Origin of the sequence: Peteryoungia wuzhouensis (assembly GCF_003205195.1) — a bacterium.
GTDB classification, from domain to species: Bacteria; Pseudomonadota; Alphaproteobacteria; order Rhizobiales; family Rhizobiaceae; genus Allorhizobium; species Allorhizobium wuzhouense.
Genome location: NZ_QJRY01000014.1, coordinates 14,713 through 30,223, shown reverse-complemented (window position 1 = coordinate 30,223; position 15,511 = coordinate 14,713). Strand labels below are relative to the sequence as shown.

Here is a 15,511-nt window from a genome sequence, read left to right as displayed (position 1 = left end):
CACATGCATTCGAGCTGGCACACGACTTGCGTGACCAGAATTACGCGCCCCGGTCGGCAGAAGCTCCTGCCATTGCCGGATCGCACCGCAGTCCATCGCGCATAACCCGAACGCCAGGGGGCATCGCTTGAGTTCCGCATCTGACAAGGCAGCCATCGAGATCCGCGGCGTCAGCCGCATTTACGGATCAGGACACGACAAGGTCACCGCACTCGACGGGATCTTTCTCACCATCCGGGAAAATGAGTTCTTCACCTTGCTGGGGCCATCCGGCTGCGGCAAGACCACGCTTCTGCGGCTGATCGCCGGCTTCGATTTTCCGACGACAGGCGAAATTCTCCTGCACGGCGAAGACATCGCCCCGCTCCCGCCGTTCAAGCGGCCGGTCAACACCGTCTTCCAGTCCTACGCGCTCTTCCCCCATATGACGGTCGCCGACAATATCGGCTTTGGCCTGAAGATGCTGGGCAAGCCGGCGGCGGAGATCAAGTCGCGCGTCGACGAGATGCTTGAACTGGTGCACATGACGAAGATGCGCGATCGGCAGGTCAGCCAGATTTCCGGCGGCCAGCAGCAGCGCGTGGCGCTTGCCCGCGCCCTGGCGCCAAAGCCGAAGGTCCTGCTGCTCGACGAGCCCCTCTCGGCGCTCGACTATAAACTTCGCAAGGAGATGCAGATCGAATTGAAGCGCGTGCAGGCCGAGACCGGCATCACCTTCATCTTCGTGACCCACGACCAGGAAGAGGCGCTCACCATGTCGGACCGCATCGCGGTCATGTCGACGGGGAGCCTGCGCCAGGTCGGCTCGCCCTGGGATATCTACGACCGCCCGGCCGAGCGTTTCGTGGCTGACTTCATCGGCGAGACGAACTTCCTCGAAGTCGAGGTCGCATCGGTGGAAGGCGACAGAGCCAAGGTCCGACTGCGCTCGGGCCGGGAAATCCCCGCCACCTTCCCGGAAAAGACGACGCCCTCGGGCAAGGTCACCATCGTCATCCGCCCTGAACATGCCGAGATCGTCGCCCCCTCGCCCGAGGCCACCCTGCAGGGCACGGTCGAGAGCGTCGTCTATCTGGGCACGGACACCAACATCAACGTCCGGCTCGAAGGCGGATCGCTGTTCACGGTGCGCCAGCAGAACAGCCGCAGCGGTGCCTGCGGTCATGCGGAGGGACAACCGGTCGGCATCCTCGTCAGCGACGATGTCGCGCAGATCCTGAAGGATTGACCATGAGCGCGATCCGAACGGCCCCCGAAAATGCCAAATCGCGCGACATCCGAAACCGTTGGCTCCTGAGCCTCCCCGCGCTTCTCATCATCCTGGTCGCGGCCATCGGCCCGCTCTTCGTCATGCTGGTCTATTCCTTCCTGGTGAAGGGAGACTATGGCGACGTGAAGCCCTGGCAGTTCTCGCTGGATGGCTGGTTCTCGGTTTTCTTCGAACGTGACATCTTCGACGATACCTTCGGTCTCGCCAGTGCCCATGTCTCGATCATCTGGCGGTCGCTGAAACTCTCCTTCTACACCACCATCCTCACGCTGATCCTCGGCTTTCCCACCGCCTATTTCATCGCCACACGGCCTGCAAAAAGCCGGGAAATGTGGGTTTTCCTGATCACCATCCCGTTCTGGACGAACCTGCTGATCCGCACCTTCGCCATGCAGCAGGTGATCCGCAACGAGGGCATCGTCAACAACGTGCTGATGTGGCTCGGTGTCATCAAGAGCCCCCTGCAGATCATCTACACGGACACGGCGACCCTGCTCGGCATGACCTATGTCTACCTGCCGCTAATGGTCCTGCCGCTCTACGCCTCGATCGAGAAACTGGATTTCCGCCTCGTGGAGGCCGGTTACGATCTCTATGCCAACCGGCTGCAGGTGCTCTGGCGGATCGTCATCCCTCTGGTGAAGCCGGGCCTGATCGCCGGATCGATCCTCGTCTTCATTCCCTCGCTCGGCGCCTATGTCATTCCGCGCGTGCTGGGTGGCGGCAAGAACATGATGCTCGGCAATCTGATCGAGATGCAGTTCGGTGCGGGCCGCAACTGGCCGCTGGGTGCGGCCATGTCGATCACGCTGATGGTCATCGTGATGCTGGCCCTGCTCTTCTATGTCCGCAACGCATCCAAGTCGGGAGCCGGACATGTCTGAGCGCCGTTTCGACATCCGCAGTCAACCGGGCTTCGGCCTGATTGCCCTCTTCACCTTCTTCGCGCTCTACCTGCCGATCGCAGCGCTCGTGGCCTATGCCTTCAACGCCAATGAAAGTCTGGCGGTCTGGGGCGGGTTCTCGATGCGTTGGTTCGTCGTCGCCTGGCACAACACTGCGGTTCAGGATGCTGCGATCCGCTCGCTGGTCATTGCCCTCTGGGCCGCCGCCATCTCGACCATCGTCGCGACCATGGCCGCACTCGCGACCACCCGGACGGAAGGTTATCGCGGCCTGACGCTGAAATATGCGGCAATCAACCAGCCGCTGATGGTGCCGGAAATCGTCACCGCCGTGGCCCTGCTCATCGTCTTCTCGCGCATCAAGGTCTGGACCGGCTATTCCGGCCTCGGCTACCTGATCATGGCGCACACGGCCTTCTGCATCCCCTTCGCCTATCTCCCCATCCGGGCACGGCTGGAAAGCATGGACCTGACCCTGGAGCGGGCTGCAGCCGACCTCTATGCCACGCCCTGGCGGGCCTTCCGCTTCGTCACCTTGCCGCTGCTGCGCCCCGCCATCATCGCCGGCTTCATGCTCGCTTTCGTGATCTCGCTCGACGACGTCGTCATCACGGAATTCGTCAAGTCCGGTGGGCAGGACACTCTGCCCACCTACATGCTCGGCCAGATCCGGCGTGAGGCGACGCCGGAGATCAATGCCATCGCCAGCATCTTCCTGGCGCTGTCGACGGTGTTGATCGTGGCCTTCTTCTTCATCAACCGGCGCAAGCCGTAAGCCTGACAACGACTTAAAAACAGAGAGGAACGGAGAATGACAATGAAATGGATGACGACGACGGCGATCGCCACGCTCACGCTGTTAAGCCTTGCCGGCGCAGCATCGGCCGCAGGCGAACTCAACATCTACAACTGGGGGGACTACACCAGCCCCGAGATGATCAAGAAGTTCGAGCAGCAGTTTGACGTCAAGGTGACGGTCACCGACTACGATTCCAACGACACCGCACTCGCCAAGGTGCGCGCCGGCGGTCATGGCTTCGACATCGTCGTTCCCTCCGCGAACTACATGCCGATCTGGATCAACGAAGGCCTGCTCCTGGAGTCCCGTCCGGACCAGATGGAGAATTTCAAGAATGTCGATCCGCGCTGGGTCGACGTCGCCTGGGATCCGGGTCGCCACTATTCCGTTCCGTGGCAGTGGGGCGTGACCGGCATCGGCGTCAACACCAAGGTCTATGGCGGCGACATCAACACCTCAGCCGTCTTCCTCGATCCGCCGGAAGAGCTGGTCGGCAAGATCAACGTCACCCCGGAAATGAACGATGTGCTGTTCGCCACCATCAAATATTTCGGCGGGAACTGGTGCACGACGGACAAGGACGTGCTGCGCAAGGTGCGTGACAAGCTGGTGGAAGCCAAGTCCAAGTGGCTCGCCATGGATTACAGCGTCACCGACAAGCTGCCGAACGGCGACTATTCCGGCGTCTACTATTGGAACGGCGCCATCATGCGCTCGCGCCTGAAGAACCCGGACATCAAGTTCGGTTATCCGAAGGAAGGTTTCCCCGTGTTCATGGACAGCGCGGCGATCCTGAAGGACGCGAAGAACCCTGACAACGCCAAGGCCTTCCTGAACTTCATCATGGCGCCGGAAAACGCAGCCATGCTTTCGAACTTCGCCAAATACGCCAACGGCATCAAGGGCTCGGAAGAATTCATGGATGCGGCCATGAAGGATGCGCCGGAACTCGTCATTCCCGCTGACATGGAAAAGGCCGGCGAATTCCTGCTGACCTGCGAGCCGGACGTGCAGCAGCTTTACACCAAGATCTGGACCGAAATTCAGAAGTAAGCTCGATCCGACACCGAACCAAGAAAAGAAAAAACGGGAGGGCTACCGGCCCTCCCGCAGGGGGAGCATTCACGGATGACAACGCGTTTTGCCGAAACCTATGGTTTCGAAAGAAATGCCCTGACGCTTGCCAACTGGCGGACGGAGCCGTTCAGCCGCTTCAGCTTCGGCCACGCCGAAGAAGTGGTGCCGAGCACCACGATCGCGGCAACCGCCGAGAGACCGGAGGGGGCGCCTGTTGCGTCCGACCTCCTGCGCCAGGCACTTCCGCAGGGCCTTGCAGGACAGGCCGATGTCGGCTCCTATCTCGACTATGCCCACACAGACGCCTTCGTTTTGATGAAGGCCGGCAGGATCGTTGCCGAGCACTATGCGCCTCATGCCGGCGTCGACCAGCGCCACATCGTTTTCTCGATCAGCAAGTCCTTGACGGCGCTCGCCATGGCGACGCTGGAAGCTGACGGCCTCATCGACCCGAACGCCCCGGTCACCAGCCTTCTGCCGGAGGCGAGTGGATCCGCCTATGGCGATTGCTCCATCCGCGATGTGCTCGACATGCGCGTCAGCCTCGCCTTCGACGAGGCCTATCTGAACACCGACGGCGCCTATGCGCGCTACCGCCGCGCCACGCTCTGGAATCCGGCGGACCCGGCACGACCGAACGAAACGCTGCTCGCTTTCCTGATGACACTGCAAAAGGACGCCCATGCCCATGGCGGCGCGCATTTCTACGCGTCGCCGAACTCGGACCTGCTCGGCGTGCTGATCGAGCGCGCAACCGGCGAGCGTTATGCCCAGGTGCTGTCGGAACGCCTGTGGAAACCGCTTGGCGCCCGGCATCATGCGAGCGTGACGGTGGACGCCGAGGGCACGGCACGTGCAGCCGGCGGCATTTCCGTCACCGCCCGTGACCTTGCCAGGGTCGGAGAGATGCTCCGGAACGGCGGCACGGTCGATGGTCGCCGCATCATCTCCGAAACCTGGCTCAAGGATATGCTGACGGCGGGCGACCATCAGGCCTGGGTCGACGGCAAATCGAATTTCTTCCCCAACGGCCGCTATCGCAGCCAATGGTACCAGTCGGGTGAAGCCGACGGTGCCTTCTGCGCGATCGGCATTCACGGTCAGTGGCTCTATGTCGATCCCTCCACCGAGACCGTCATCGTCAAGCTTTCGTCGCAGCCGAACCCGCTCGACGACGAACTGAAACACGACAACTTCGCATTCTTCCGCGCGCTCTGCGCCTGGACCGCATGAAATCAGAGGATACCGAAATGGCAGTGACTGCAGACATCATCATCACCAATGGCCGCGTGCTGACCATGGACAAGGCAGCTCCGCGCGCCGAAGCCGTGGCCCTTGCCGGCAACCGCATTCTTGCGGTCGGCAGCGAAGCGGAGGTGAACGCTCTGGCCGGTTCGAACACGCAGCGGATCGACGCCAGGGGCGCGACCGTGATGCCCGGCTTCAACGAGGCCCATATGCACATCTTCCCGGGATCGGTGTCGCTGCGCCAGCTCAACCTCCACGGCGTGCTGGGCTTCGAGGCGCTGAAATCCGCGATCCTCGACTATGCCGCAAAGAACCCGGACGAACCGCTGCTGATGGGGTTCTCCGCCGACTATTCGATCATTTCGCTGACCGAGCCCTGCACCCGCCATCATCTCGATGCCATCCTCCCGGATCGTCCCTTCATGATGTTCGCGCCCGATCATCACACCGCCTGGGCCAACAGCATGGCGCTGGAACAGGCCGGTCTTCTGCAGGGCAAGGATGTCGGCGTGGGCAATGAGGTCGTCATGGGCCCGGATGGCCTGGCCAACGGCGAGCTCCGCGAAGGAAACGCCTTCGGTCCGGTTGCCGCACTCGCCTCGACCGGCGGTCGCGAAGAACTCGGCATGGGCACCGGCATGGACCCGGAACACGTCACGCCGGAGCAATATGCGCTGGACCGATCGATCCTGAAGGCGGGCCTCGAATACTGCGCTTCCTGGGGCGTCACCTCGATCCAGAACTTCGACGGCAACCACTACCAGCTGCGCCTGATGCGGGACCTGGAACTGGCGGGCGAGCTCCCCTGCCGCATGCGCATTCCCTACCACATGAAGAACTTCATGCCGCTGTCCGACCTCGACAAGGCTGCCGAGTGGAAGAAGGAATTTGCGACCGACATGCTGCGCGGCGATTTCGTCAAGGTCTTCATGGACGGCGTTCTCGACAGCCAGACGGCCTACATGCTGGAGGGATATGGCGACCGTCCCGGATACACCTTCGAGCCGCTTTTCACGCCCGACGCCTTCAACGCGATCGCCACAAAGGCCGATGCGCTCGGCCTGCAGGTCGCGGTGCATGCGATCGGCAGTGCTGCCATCCGCCAGACACTGGATGGCTACGAGGCCGCCGTGAAGGCGAACGGCAAGCAGGACAATCGCCACCGCATCGAGCATATCGAGATCATCCATCCCGACGACATCCCGCGCTTTGCAGAATTCGGCATCGTCGCCTCCATGCAGCCGGTGCACTATCCCGGCGGCACCTGCTTCCCGGCCGAGCCGACGCCGGCAAAGATCGGCGAGGACCGCTGGGACTACGCCTATGCCTGGCGGACGATGAAGGAAGCCGGCGCCCCTGTCGTCTTCGCATCCGACTGGCCGGTTTCGCCGGTCTCGCCCTTCCAGTGCATCCAGGATGCGCTGACCCGCAAGCCCTGGAAGGAGGGCCTGAAGGACCAGCGCTTCACGCTGGAGGAAGCGCTGGAAGCCTATACTGCGATCGGCGCCTGGGTGGAATTCATGGAAGACCGCAAGGGTGTGCTGAAGCCTGGATATCTGGCCGATGTCGTGGTCCTCACCAAAGACATCGAAGCCGTCGCCGCCGACCAGATCATGGACACGGTCCGCCCTGCCGTCACGATTTGCGACGGTCGCATCACATTCCAGGCCTGAGAAAGAACTGCCATGAGCGCCGATATCATCATCCACAACGCAACCGTCCTGACCATGGACGACGACCGTCCGAGGACAGAAGCGGTCGCCCTGACCGGCAATCGCGTGACCGCGGTCGGTTCGAACGCGGAGATCCTCGCGCTGGCGGGGCCACAGACCCGCATCGTCGACGCGAATGGGGCAACAGTGCTGCCCGGCTTCAACGAAGCTCATATGCATATCTTCGGTGGTTCGGTGTCGCTGGGCGAACTCTCGCTCTTCGGCGTCAAGGGCTTCGATGCCCTGAGCAAGGCCGTGAGGGACTATGCCGCCGCCCATCCCGACCTGCCGCTGCTCGTCGCGCAAACGGCCGACTACACCATTCTCTCCGAGACGGAACGTGTCACGCGCCACCACCTCGACCGCATCATTGCCGATCGGCCGTTCCTGATGTTCGCCCCCGACCACCATACGGCCTGGGCCAACACGATGGCCCTGGAGATGGGCGGCATCATCAAGGGCGGTGATGTCGGCGTCGGCAACGAGATCGTCATGGGCGAGGACGGCCTGGCGAACGGGGAACTGCGTGAGACCAATGCCATCCGTCCCGTCGCCTCCATGGGCGCAACCGGTGGACGGGAAAGCCTGGGTGTCGGCACCGGCGGCGATCCGGCGCACGTGACCACCGAGGAGCGGGCGGGTGATATTGCTGTTCTGAAGAAAGGTCTCGCCTATTGCGCCTCTCTCGGCATCACGTCGTTCCAGAACATGGATGGCAATCTCTACCAGCTGGAAATGCTGGATGAGATCGAGAAGACCGAGGGTCTTCCGGTGCGGGTCCGCATGCCCTACCACATGAAGAACTTCATGCCGCTTTCGGACCTGGAAGAGAAGGCAGCGGCCTGGAAGAAGCGCTTCGACACGGACAAGCTGCGCTGCAACTTCGTCAAGTTGTTCATGGACGGCGTGACCGAAGGCGAAACCGCCGTTTTCGTCGATGATTATGCCCACAAGCCCGGCTGGAAGGGCGAGCCGCTGTTTTCAGCCGAGGCCTTCAATGCGGTCGCGACCGAGGCCAACCGCCTCGGCATGCCGGTTGCGGTCCACGCCATCGGCGACGGCGCGGTGCGCATGGTGCTCGACGGCTACGAAGCCTCGATCGCCGCCAATGGCAAAAGCGACATGCGCAACCGCATCGAACACATCGAAGTGGTTCATCCCGACGACATCCCGCGCTTTGCCACATCCGGCACGATCGCCTCGATGCAACCGACCCATCCGCCGGGCTCGGCCGGCCTGCCGCTCGAACCTTACCTCACCTATATCGGCCGCGAACGCTGGCCCCATGCCTTTGCCTGGAAGACGCTGGTCGATGCAGGCGCCACCATCGTCTTCGCCACCGACTGGCCGGTCTCGCCCCTGCCCCCGCTGAGCTGCATCCGCGATGCGATGACACGGCAGCCCTGGGCCGACGACATGCCAGACCAGCGTCTGAGCCTCACCGAAACGCTGGCCGCATACACCCGCACCGGCGCCTGGGTCGAATATATGGAGGATCGGAAGGGTGTTCTGAAACCCGGCTATCTTGCAGACGTCGTGGTCCTGTCCGGCAATATCGAGACGACCGCCGCTGCCGATATCGCCGATCTCTCACCCGTGCTCACCATCTGCGACGGCCGTGTCACCTTCGATGCCGGAGGAGGCCGATGAGCGAACCGGCAGACGCGGCGAACGAGACATCATTGGCCTCAACGGGCCGAGGGCGTCCGGCAGGCGCGACACGCAAGGGTCTTGAAACCCGTCTACGGATCATCCGGGGCGCGCGCGAGGCGCTGGAGGAGGGTGGCATCGAGGCGCTCACCACGCGCCGCATAGCCGCCTCTGCCGGCGTGAAACTCGCCACCCTGCACTACTACTTCGACAGCAAGGAGAGCCTGCTGATCGCCGTGCTCGAAGACCTGATCGCCGAGATGGATGCAGCCTATCGTCAGGACGTATCCCTGCCCTCGGCCCCGGAAGATCGCGTCGAGGCCCTGATCCGAGCCAGCTGGCGCTACATTCAGAGGACGCGTGGCAAGCAGATCGCCCAGACCGAACTGACGCTCTATGCATTGCGCACCAAGGGCTCCGAATGGCTCGCGGCCCGGCAGTACAATGCCTATATCGATTTCTACGGCCACTTGGTCTTCGAGGACGATGCGGACGAGGATCTTCGCCGGATCGGTCGCGCCGTCGCCCGCCAGATGCTGATCGGCATCGACGGCATCATCCTGCAGAGCTACGCCCTGCAGGATCTGTCAGCCTCCAACGACGACATCGAGGCGCATATCATCGCCATGCGCGGCTATCTGCGCCGCCTGCTCGCCGAGCGCGACCGGCCCCGTTAACCGAGCTGCCAGAGGCGTTTGGCATTGGCCGCGAAGAGCTTGTCCTTCTCGTCCATGGTGCAACCATGCAGCAGCGCCTGCGTCGTCGCGACCCATGTCGAGAGCCCGCCGCCGAGCGTGCAGACCGGCCAGTCCGATCCCCAGATGGCACGGTCGAAGCCGAAGGCGCCGAGGGTGTGGTCGAAATAGGGTTTCAGATCGTCGAGCGTCCAGTTTTCGCGATCCCCATAAGCGGGGATACCGGAGATCTTCACCCGCACATTGCCCCGCCGGGCAATCTCGGTGATACCCCTCTTCCAGGTGTCATAACCATGCCCCTTGATATCGGGCACGCCGCAATGGTCGATGATGAAAGTGACATCGGGCGCGAGATCGACGAGCGCCTTCGCCTTGTCGATCTGATGCGGAAACATACAGAGATCGAAGGTCAGCCCCGTGCCGGACAGCCGCTTGACATTCTCCCTAAACAACGCCCCCTCGGAGACGTCGTCGGGCACCACATGCAGGACCCGGCGAAATCCCTTGACGAAGGGATTGGCACGCTGGGCCTCGAGATAGGCAGCGAAACCGGGATCTTCAGGGCGGCAGGACGCGATGACGCCGCGAAGAAGACTGTCCGGTGACTGGGATAGGCCCTGCACCATCGCCGTTTCCGCCTCGATGTCGGCGGGGGCCACGTCGACTTCCATATGCAACACCGAGGAAATGCCGAGCCGCCGCGCTTCACGCGCATAGGTTTCCCAAGTGAAATCGGCGTCGAGGCCGGGCTCGTCCTTCAGCCAGGGATAAGTGAGGCGGTCGCGGTAGATCAGATGCAGATGGGTATCGATGATCATGGATGGCCCCTCCCAAGGCCTTTGAAACTCAGCTGTCGGCCGACGGGGAACCGGCACCCAGACTTGCGCCTGCAAGCTCAGAGATCCGCCGCGCCGTATCCTTCAAGACCTCGATCGTCCGGGCAATATCGGGGGCATCGGGCATGTTGATGATCGTGATGTAAGGCACGGTAAGCGCTGCCAAAGCCTCGCCGTCTGCGCTGACGATCGGGGCGGACAGGTTTGTCACGCCCGCCGTCTGGGCGCTCGGCATCATCTCGTAGCCACGCGTACGGATCGCGTCGAGCCGGGCGGCAAAGGCCTCGGTCATTCGCCCGTCCAGGCCGCCACTTGCGACATGTTCCGCCACCATCATCGACCGTACATCCGGGCTGCGGAAGGCCAGCAACACATGCCCGGACCCGGTATCGAACAATCCCATGCGCGAACCGACGCGGATCGAGATCCCCCAGTAATTCGGCGCCTCAAGCTGTGCGATCACGACCGGGTGTCCCCGGTCATAGACGACGATGTGGTTTTCCTGTTGCGTGATCTCCGCCAGTTCCCGCATCAGCGGCATGGCAAGCGACGCGAGGCGCCGTGTCGGCGCATGCAGCTGCGCGAGACCGAAAAGCTTGAGCGTCAGCACATAACGGTCGCCCTCGAGGCGCGCGACATAGCCGCGCTTCACCAGCCGGTCGAGCATCCGGTAGAATTCGTTCGGACTGCGGTCAAGCTTCTTGGCGATTTCCGCCTGGCTGAGGCCACCATCCACACCCGCGAGCAGTTCGAGAATATCGAGACCCTTGTCGAGCGCCGGCGCCCGGTATCGATCCTGGTCGAGGTCATTCACGCATTTCTCTCCTCGAACTCGCCGGACTGACCTTGACGTTCATGAATAAATGTTTTGCATATGAATGATGCTCGCACCGCTGCGCAAATTATGCAAGTGTCGAGTGGTCCGGGAATGGGAGTTTACGTCCGAGACGCCGGCAGGACCGGTCAATCGGTGGATTTGAGATCGGCTGGAGGAGCCTAGGATGAACCTGCCTTTGAAGAACAAACATGTGCTGGTGACGGCAGCAGGCCAGGGCATCGGTCGCGCCAGCGCGCTCGCCTTTGCCCGCGCCGGGGCAACCGTCGTCGCAACCGACATAAACACCGAAGCGCTGGCAAGCCTTGAGCACGAGGCCGGCATCACGACGCGCCAGCTCGACGTCTTGAGCGAGGCAGCGGTCAAGGCGGTGGTCGCCGAAACCGGTCCTTTCGATGTTCTCTTCAATTGTGCCGGTGTCGTGCATGGCGGGACGGTGATGGACATGGCCGACAAGGACCTCGACTTCGCCTTCGACCTCAATGTCCGCGCCATGATCCGCACCATCCGCGCCGTCCTGCCGGCGATGCTGGAGCGTGGCGACGGCTCGATCATCAACATGGCCTCGGTCGCAAGCTCGGTGAAGGGCGTGCCGAACCGCTGCGCCTACACAGTCACGAAGGCGGCAGTAGTCGGCCTGACGAAATCGGTTGCGGCCGATTACGTGACGCAGGGGATCCGCTGCAATGCCATCTGCCCCGGCACGGTCGAAAGCCCCTCGCTGCAGGACCGCATGCGCGCGCAAGGGGACTATGACGCCGCGCGCGCCGCCTTCATTGCCCGCCAGCCCATGGGGCGGCTCGGGACCCCGGAAGAAATCGCCGATCTCGCCGTCTACATCGCCGGCGCCACCTATACCTCGGGCCAGGCCTTCGCCATTGACGGCGGCTGGACGATCTGAGCAACACCAAGGAAACGTGTGAAGCAGTTTTCCCGTCCGCCATTGCGGACAACAGACAATGAGCGGCTCTGCCGCGACCTTTGGAAAGGAATACGACCATGAAACTGATGCGCGTCGGCCCGCTTGGCCAGGAAAAGCCGGCTATTCTCGACAAGGACGGCAAGGTCCGTGACCTCTCGGCCCATGTCGCCGATATCGGCGGTGCCGCGATCTCTCCCGAGGGCCTCGCAAAGATCGCCGCCCTCGACCTCGCATCGCTGCCGGAGATCGCCGCCGACCGCATCGGCGCCTGCGTTGCCGGCACCGGCAAGTTCATCTGCATCGGTCTCAACTATTCCGACCACGCCGCCGAAACCGGTGCAGCCGTGCCGCCGGAACCGGTCATCTTCATGAAGGCGACCTCGGCCATCTGCGGCCCGAACGATGATGTTCTGATCCCGCGCACCTCGGAAAAGACCGACTGGGAAGTCGAACTCGGCGTCGTCATCGGCAAGACGGCGAAATATGTTTCGGAAGCCGACGCCATGGATTACGTCGCCGGCTACTGCGTCTCCCACGACGTTTCCGAACGCGCCTTCCAGACGGAGCGCGCTGGCCAGTGGACCAAGGGCAAGTCCTGCGACACCTTCGGCCCGATCGGCCCCTGGCTGGTCACCAAGGATGAAATTGCCGACCCGCAGAACCTCAAGATGTGGCTCTCGGTCAACGGCAAGATGATGCAGGACGGCTCATCGAAGACAATGGTCTACGGCGTCGCCCATCTCGTTTCCTATCTCTCGCAGTTCATGAGCCTGCATCCCGGCGACGTCATCTCCACCGGCACCCCTCCGGGCGTTGGCCTCGGCATGAAGCCACCGCAGTTTCTCAACGCCGGCGATGTGGTGGAGCTCGGCATCGAAGGACTCGGAACGCAGAAGCAGACGTTCAAGGCGGATGTTTGAGACGTCAAGCGCCGAGCAGTCAGACCCCGCCCGCGTGGCGGGGTCTTGCGTTTGAGGGCAAAAGATAAAGAACGCCGGAACGTAGGCACGGACAGACCACTGTTTGGGGCGGTTAGTCCTTGGTACCCGCAAAGCTGATCGCCGTCGAAAACACATCAAGGCAGTCTTCGATCGCTGAGACCTTGAGGTGCTCAAATCCCGGTCTGATCTGCAACTGATCGACCACGCTCATCACGAATTCAGGATTGAGCCGTCGCAAAGCATCAGCGGCAATTGCGGTTCTGGCCGGATAGGTCGCCAGCGCTTCAATAACGGTTTGCCTGTGGCCGACGCTCGCCGCCACAATATCGAATACATCACGCGCGGCGATATGCGCGCCTCGGTAAAAGACCTTCTTGGTGATGATCTCAGGAACGGTCTCAATCCTGATCGATCTTCCGAGCAGCTCGATCTCCGTCCAGGATGGACTGGTCATCTGAGCGCAAGCGATAAAATCGATCTGGCCTATCTCTTCAAATCTTCAGAAAGCGGTGTCCGTCGCCGATGTAGCTCATCGGCAGATTGCAAAGCGGGAGGCTTTGTCGAGCGGGATCCTGGCTCAATCGATGATCGATTTGGAGCATCAATGCGGTACCGCCGCCAAATGTCCACTCGTGACCAAGAGGAGAACGATCGATCAGATCGCAAGCAACGCGCAGAAGCTGTTCCCAATGGGATGTCATGCGACAAGCAAGTGGTTCTTCTGCCCCGACCATGTATCGAATGCCGCAGCAGCAGCCCGCAAAGCGGCCGTGGGGATGCTGTGTGCCTCCGCAAACTGCATTTGAAGCGCGGGAGAAATCTCGTAAAAGAATGATGACATCGGCCCGGCTGCCGCTTTGCTCTCATCCGGATCAAGGATGCAGGCGACAAGCCCAGCCGCGTCCAGCTTCTTGCTATACGGCGCGTTCACAGTGCCCAGCACAAGTGAATCGATCGGCTTCATCTCACGTTCCTCTTCATCGGGGCCGTGCACGCATTATGCGCGCGGCATCTTGGCGCCGTCAAATCAATTGCACGGAGCACTCAACGGTCGCCGCTCCACGAAATCGGCTGAGATCGGCAACCCTTGCGTTGCCCCCGCCGCACTTTCACGTCCGCGAGGCCAACAAAAAAGCCGGGCGTCTCCGCCCGGCTTTCCATCTTCACAAATCCAACCCGCCTTACTTGATCAACGGCAGAATGCTGTCGATCGACTTCTTCGCGTCGCCGTAGAACATCCGCGTATTCTCCTTGTAGAACAGCGGGTTCTCGATGCCGGAATAGCCGGTGCCCTGACCGCGCTTGGACACGAACACCTGCTTGGCCTTCCACACTTCGAGAACCGGCATGCCGGCGATCGGCGAGTTCGGGTCTTCCTGGGCGGCCGGGTTGACGATGTCGTTCGAGCCGATGACGATCGCGACGTCCGTTTCGGGGAAGTCCTCGTTGATCTCGTCCATTTCGAGAACGATGTCGTAAGGCACCTTCGCTTCCGCGAGCAGCACGTTCATGTGCCCCGGCAGGCGGCCGGCAACCGGATGGATGGCGAAACGCACGGTCTTGCCGGCGGCGCGCAGTTTGCGCGTCAGTTCCGAGACCGACTGCTGCGCCTGGGCGACCGCCATGCCGTAACCCGGGATGATGATGACCGAGTCCGCATCATTGAGCGCATTGGCGACACCTTCGCCATCGATTGCGATCTGCTCGCCGGTCACTTCCATCTGTGGTCCCGTGGTGCCGCCGAAGCCGCCGAGGATGACCGAGACGAAGCTGCGGTTCATCGCCTTGCACATGATGTAGGACAGGATCGCGCCCGAGGAGCCGACCAGCGCGCCGACGACGATCAGGAGATCGTTCGACAGCGAGAAGCCGATGGCCGCCGCCGCCCAGCCGGAATAGCTGTTGAGCATGGACACGACGACCGGCATGTCCGCGCCGCCGATACCCATGATCAGGTGATAGCCGATGAAGAAGGCCAAGAGCGTCATCAGCACCAGCGTCCAGGCGCCCGCACCGCCGACATAGAGGTATAGCAGGATCAGCGAGGCAAGTGCTGCACCGGCATTGAGCAGATGGCCGCCCGGCAGTTTCTTTGCCTTGCCGTCGACCCGTCCGGCCAGCTTGCCGAAGGCGATGACCGAGCCGGTGAAGGTGATCGCACCGATGAAAACGCCGAGGAAGACCTCGACACGGAGGATGGTGAGTTCGACCGGCGTCTTGTGCGCGAGGATCGCGGCAAAACCTGTCAGCGTCGAGCGGGCGGCCTCATCCAGTGCGGCGACATCGACGGCTTCGATATGGGCGTTGAAGCCGATGAAGACGGCGGCAAGACCGACCAGCGAATGCATCGCCGCGACAAGCTGCGGCATCTCCGTCATCTGGACGCGCTGGGCAACGACCCAGCCGATGGCGCCACCGATCGCGATCATGACCAGCGAGACGAACCAGTTGCCGGCTCCTGGACCGTAGATCGTTGCGGCAACGGCGAGCGCCATGCCTGATATGCCGTACCAGACGGCGCGCTTGGCGCTTTCCTGGCCGGAAAGACCGCCGAGCGACAGGATGAAGAGAACGGCTGCGACGACATAGGCCGCTGTGGTGAATCCGTATTCCATGTGTGT

Annotated in this window: 16 protein-coding genes; 10 read left to right on the top strand and 6 right to left on the bottom strand. The window is 62.2% G+C overall.

From position 1 onward, the window contains the following. The first annotated feature begins 127 nt into the window (after window positions 1-127). The 8 genes from DMY87_RS23530 to DMY87_RS23495 all read left to right on the top strand — a co-directional run bounded on the left by DMY87_RS23530 (window position 128) and on the right by DMY87_RS23495 (window position 9,338). A complete protein-coding gene (locus DMY87_RS23530; protein WP_110794078.1) occupies window positions 128-1,228 on the top strand; it encodes an ABC transporter ATP-binding protein in 1,101 nt (366 codons plus the stop codon). 2 nt (window positions 1,229-1,230) lie between these two features. Continuing rightward, complete coding sequence (locus DMY87_RS23525) at window positions 1,231-2,154, top strand: ABC transporter permease (RefSeq protein WP_110794077.1); 924 nt, start codon at window positions 1,231-1,233, stop codon at window positions 2,152-2,154. Next, window positions 2,147-2,950 (top strand): ABC transporter permease, encoded by an 804-nt coding sequence (locus DMY87_RS23520; protein WP_110794076.1) that lies wholly within the window; start codon window positions 2,147-2,149, stop codon window positions 2,948-2,950. The genes DMY87_RS23525 and DMY87_RS23520 overlap by 8 nt, the downstream gene beginning before the upstream one ends. Before the next feature lie 42 nt (window positions 2,951-2,992). Then, window positions 2,993-4,027 (top strand): ABC transporter substrate-binding protein, encoded by a 1,035-nt coding sequence (locus DMY87_RS23515; RefSeq protein WP_110794075.1) that lies wholly within the window; start codon window positions 2,993-2,995, stop codon window positions 4,025-4,027. A gap of 75 nt (window positions 4,028-4,102) precedes the next feature. Continuing rightward, entirely contained in the window at window positions 4,103-5,284 is a 1,182-nt protein-coding gene (locus DMY87_RS23510) for a serine hydrolase domain-containing protein (RefSeq protein WP_110794074.1), read from the top strand. A 17-nt stretch (window positions 5,285-5,301) separates the two neighbouring features. Next, window positions 5,302-6,972 (top strand): amidohydrolase, encoded by a 1,671-nt coding sequence (locus DMY87_RS23505; RefSeq protein ID WP_110794073.1) that lies wholly within the window; start codon window positions 5,302-5,304, stop codon window positions 6,970-6,972. 12 nt (window positions 6,973-6,984) lie between these two features. After that, window positions 6,985-8,661, top strand: coding sequence for an amidohydrolase (locus DMY87_RS23500; protein WP_110794072.1), 1,677 nt, complete (start codon window positions 6,985-6,987; stop codon window positions 8,659-8,661). Beyond that, complete coding sequence (locus DMY87_RS23495; protein WP_110794071.1) at window positions 8,658-9,338, top strand: TetR/AcrR family transcriptional regulator; 681 nt, start codon at window positions 8,658-8,660, stop codon at window positions 9,336-9,338. The genes DMY87_RS23500 and DMY87_RS23495 overlap by 4 nt, the downstream gene beginning before the upstream one ends. Here the strand turns inward: DMY87_RS23495 and DMY87_RS23490 are convergent. Together DMY87_RS23490 and DMY87_RS23485 are read right to left on the bottom strand one after the other, a co-directional pair. After that, window positions 9,335-10,174 (bottom strand): amidohydrolase family protein, encoded by an 840-nt coding sequence (locus tag DMY87_RS23490; RefSeq protein WP_110794070.1) that lies wholly within the window; start codon window positions 10,172-10,174, stop codon window positions 9,335-9,337. The genes DMY87_RS23495 and DMY87_RS23490 overlap by 4 nt on opposite strands. Before the next feature lie 28 nt (window positions 10,175-10,202). Next, window positions 10,203-11,006 carry an IclR family transcriptional regulator gene (locus DMY87_RS23485; RefSeq protein WP_110794069.1) on the bottom strand — a complete coding sequence of 268 codons (804 nt, stop codon included), beginning with the start codon at window positions 11,004-11,006 and terminating at the stop codon, window positions 10,203-10,205. A gap of 187 nt (window positions 11,007-11,193) precedes the next feature. Here DMY87_RS23485 and DMY87_RS23480 point away from each other — a divergent pair, with 187 nt between their 5' ends. Both DMY87_RS23480 and DMY87_RS23475 read left to right on the top strand, forming a co-directional pair. Continuing rightward, window positions 11,194-11,928, top strand: a complete 735-nt coding sequence (locus DMY87_RS23480) for an SDR family oxidoreductase (RefSeq protein ID WP_110794068.1) — start codon at window positions 11,194-11,196, stop codon at window positions 11,926-11,928. A 98-nt stretch (window positions 11,929-12,026) separates the two neighbouring features. After that, window positions 12,027-12,869, top strand: a complete 843-nt coding sequence (locus tag DMY87_RS23475; RefSeq protein ID WP_110794067.1) for a fumarylacetoacetate hydrolase family protein — start codon at window positions 12,027-12,029, stop codon at window positions 12,867-12,869. A 112-nt stretch (window positions 12,870-12,981) separates the two neighbouring features. Here DMY87_RS23475 and DMY87_RS23990 read toward each other — a convergent pair whose 3' ends face one another. The 4 genes from DMY87_RS23990 to DMY87_RS23460 all read right to left on the bottom strand — a co-directional run bounded on the left by DMY87_RS23990 (window position 12,982) and on the right by DMY87_RS23460 (window position 15,505). Beyond that, window positions 12,982-13,344 carry a hypothetical protein gene (locus DMY87_RS23990; RefSeq protein ID WP_114149348.1) on the bottom strand — a complete coding sequence of 121 codons (363 nt, stop codon included), beginning with the start codon at window positions 13,342-13,344 and terminating at the stop codon, window positions 12,982-12,984. 37 nt (window positions 13,345-13,381) lie between these two features. Further along, entirely contained in the window at window positions 13,382-13,591 is a 210-nt protein-coding gene (locus DMY87_RS24685) for a nucleotidyl transferase AbiEii/AbiGii toxin family protein (RefSeq protein WP_425353527.1), read from the bottom strand. Continuing rightward, entirely contained in the window at window positions 13,588-13,854 is a 267-nt protein-coding gene (locus DMY87_RS23465) for a hypothetical protein (RefSeq protein WP_110794066.1), read from the bottom strand. Before DMY87_RS23465 ends, DMY87_RS24685 begins: the two co-directional genes overlap by 4 nt. Window positions 13,855-14,071: 217 nt before the next feature. After that, window positions 14,072-15,505 carry an NAD(P)(+) transhydrogenase (Re/Si-specific) subunit beta gene (locus tag DMY87_RS23460; protein WP_110794065.1) on the bottom strand — a complete coding sequence of 478 codons (1,434 nt, stop codon included), beginning with the start codon at window positions 15,503-15,505 and terminating at the stop codon, window positions 14,072-14,074. Window positions 15,506-15,511: the final 6 nt, after the last annotated feature.

Excerpts from the sequence above, each read along its gene's own strand:
- DMY87_RS23520 (WP_110794076.1), top strand. The coding sequence starts at position 2,147 with ATGTCTGAGCGCCGTTTCGACATCCGCAGTCAACCGGGCTTCGGCCTG.
- DMY87_RS23480 (WP_110794068.1), top strand. The coding sequence starts at position 11,194 with ATGAACCTGCCTTTGAAGAACAAACATGTGCTGGTGACGGCAGCAGGC.
- DMY87_RS23490 (WP_110794070.1), bottom strand. The coding sequence starts at position 10,174 with ATGATCATCGATACCCATCTGCATCTGATCTACCGCGACCGCCTCACT.
- DMY87_RS23990 (WP_114149348.1), bottom strand. The coding sequence starts at position 13,344 with ATGACCAGTCCATCCTGGACGGAGATCGAGCTGCTCGGAAGATCGATC.
- DMY87_RS23465 (WP_110794066.1), bottom strand. The coding sequence starts at position 13,854 with ATGAAGCCGATCGATTCACTTGTGCTGGGCACTGTGAACGCGCCGTAT.
- DMY87_RS23500 (WP_110794072.1), top strand. The coding sequence starts at position 6,985 with ATGAGCGCCGATATCATCATCCACAACGCAACCGTCCTGACCATGGAC.
- DMY87_RS23505 (WP_110794073.1), top strand. The coding sequence starts at position 5,302 with ATGGCAGTGACTGCAGACATCATCATCACCAATGGCCGCGTGCTGACC.
- DMY87_RS23475 (WP_110794067.1), top strand. The coding sequence starts at position 12,027 with ATGAAACTGATGCGCGTCGGCCCGCTTGGCCAGGAAAAGCCGGCTATT.
- DMY87_RS23515 (WP_110794075.1), top strand. The coding sequence starts at position 2,993 with ATGAAATGGATGACGACGACGGCGATCGCCACGCTCACGCTGTTAAGC.
- DMY87_RS23510 (WP_110794074.1), top strand. The coding sequence starts at position 4,103 with ATGACAACGCGTTTTGCCGAAACCTATGGTTTCGAAAGAAATGCCCTG.
- DMY87_RS23525 (WP_110794077.1), top strand. The coding sequence starts at position 1,231 with ATGAGCGCGATCCGAACGGCCCCCGAAAATGCCAAATCGCGCGACATC.
- DMY87_RS24685 (WP_425353527.1), bottom strand. The coding sequence starts at position 13,591 with ATGACATCCCATTGGGAACAGCTTCTGCGCGTTGCTTGCGATCTGATC.
- DMY87_RS23495 (WP_110794071.1), top strand. The coding sequence starts at position 8,658 with ATGAGCGAACCGGCAGACGCGGCGAACGAGACATCATTGGCCTCAACG.
- DMY87_RS23460 (WP_110794065.1), bottom strand. The coding sequence starts at position 15,505 with ATGGAATACGGATTCACCACAGCGGCCTATGTCGTCGCAGCCGTTCTC.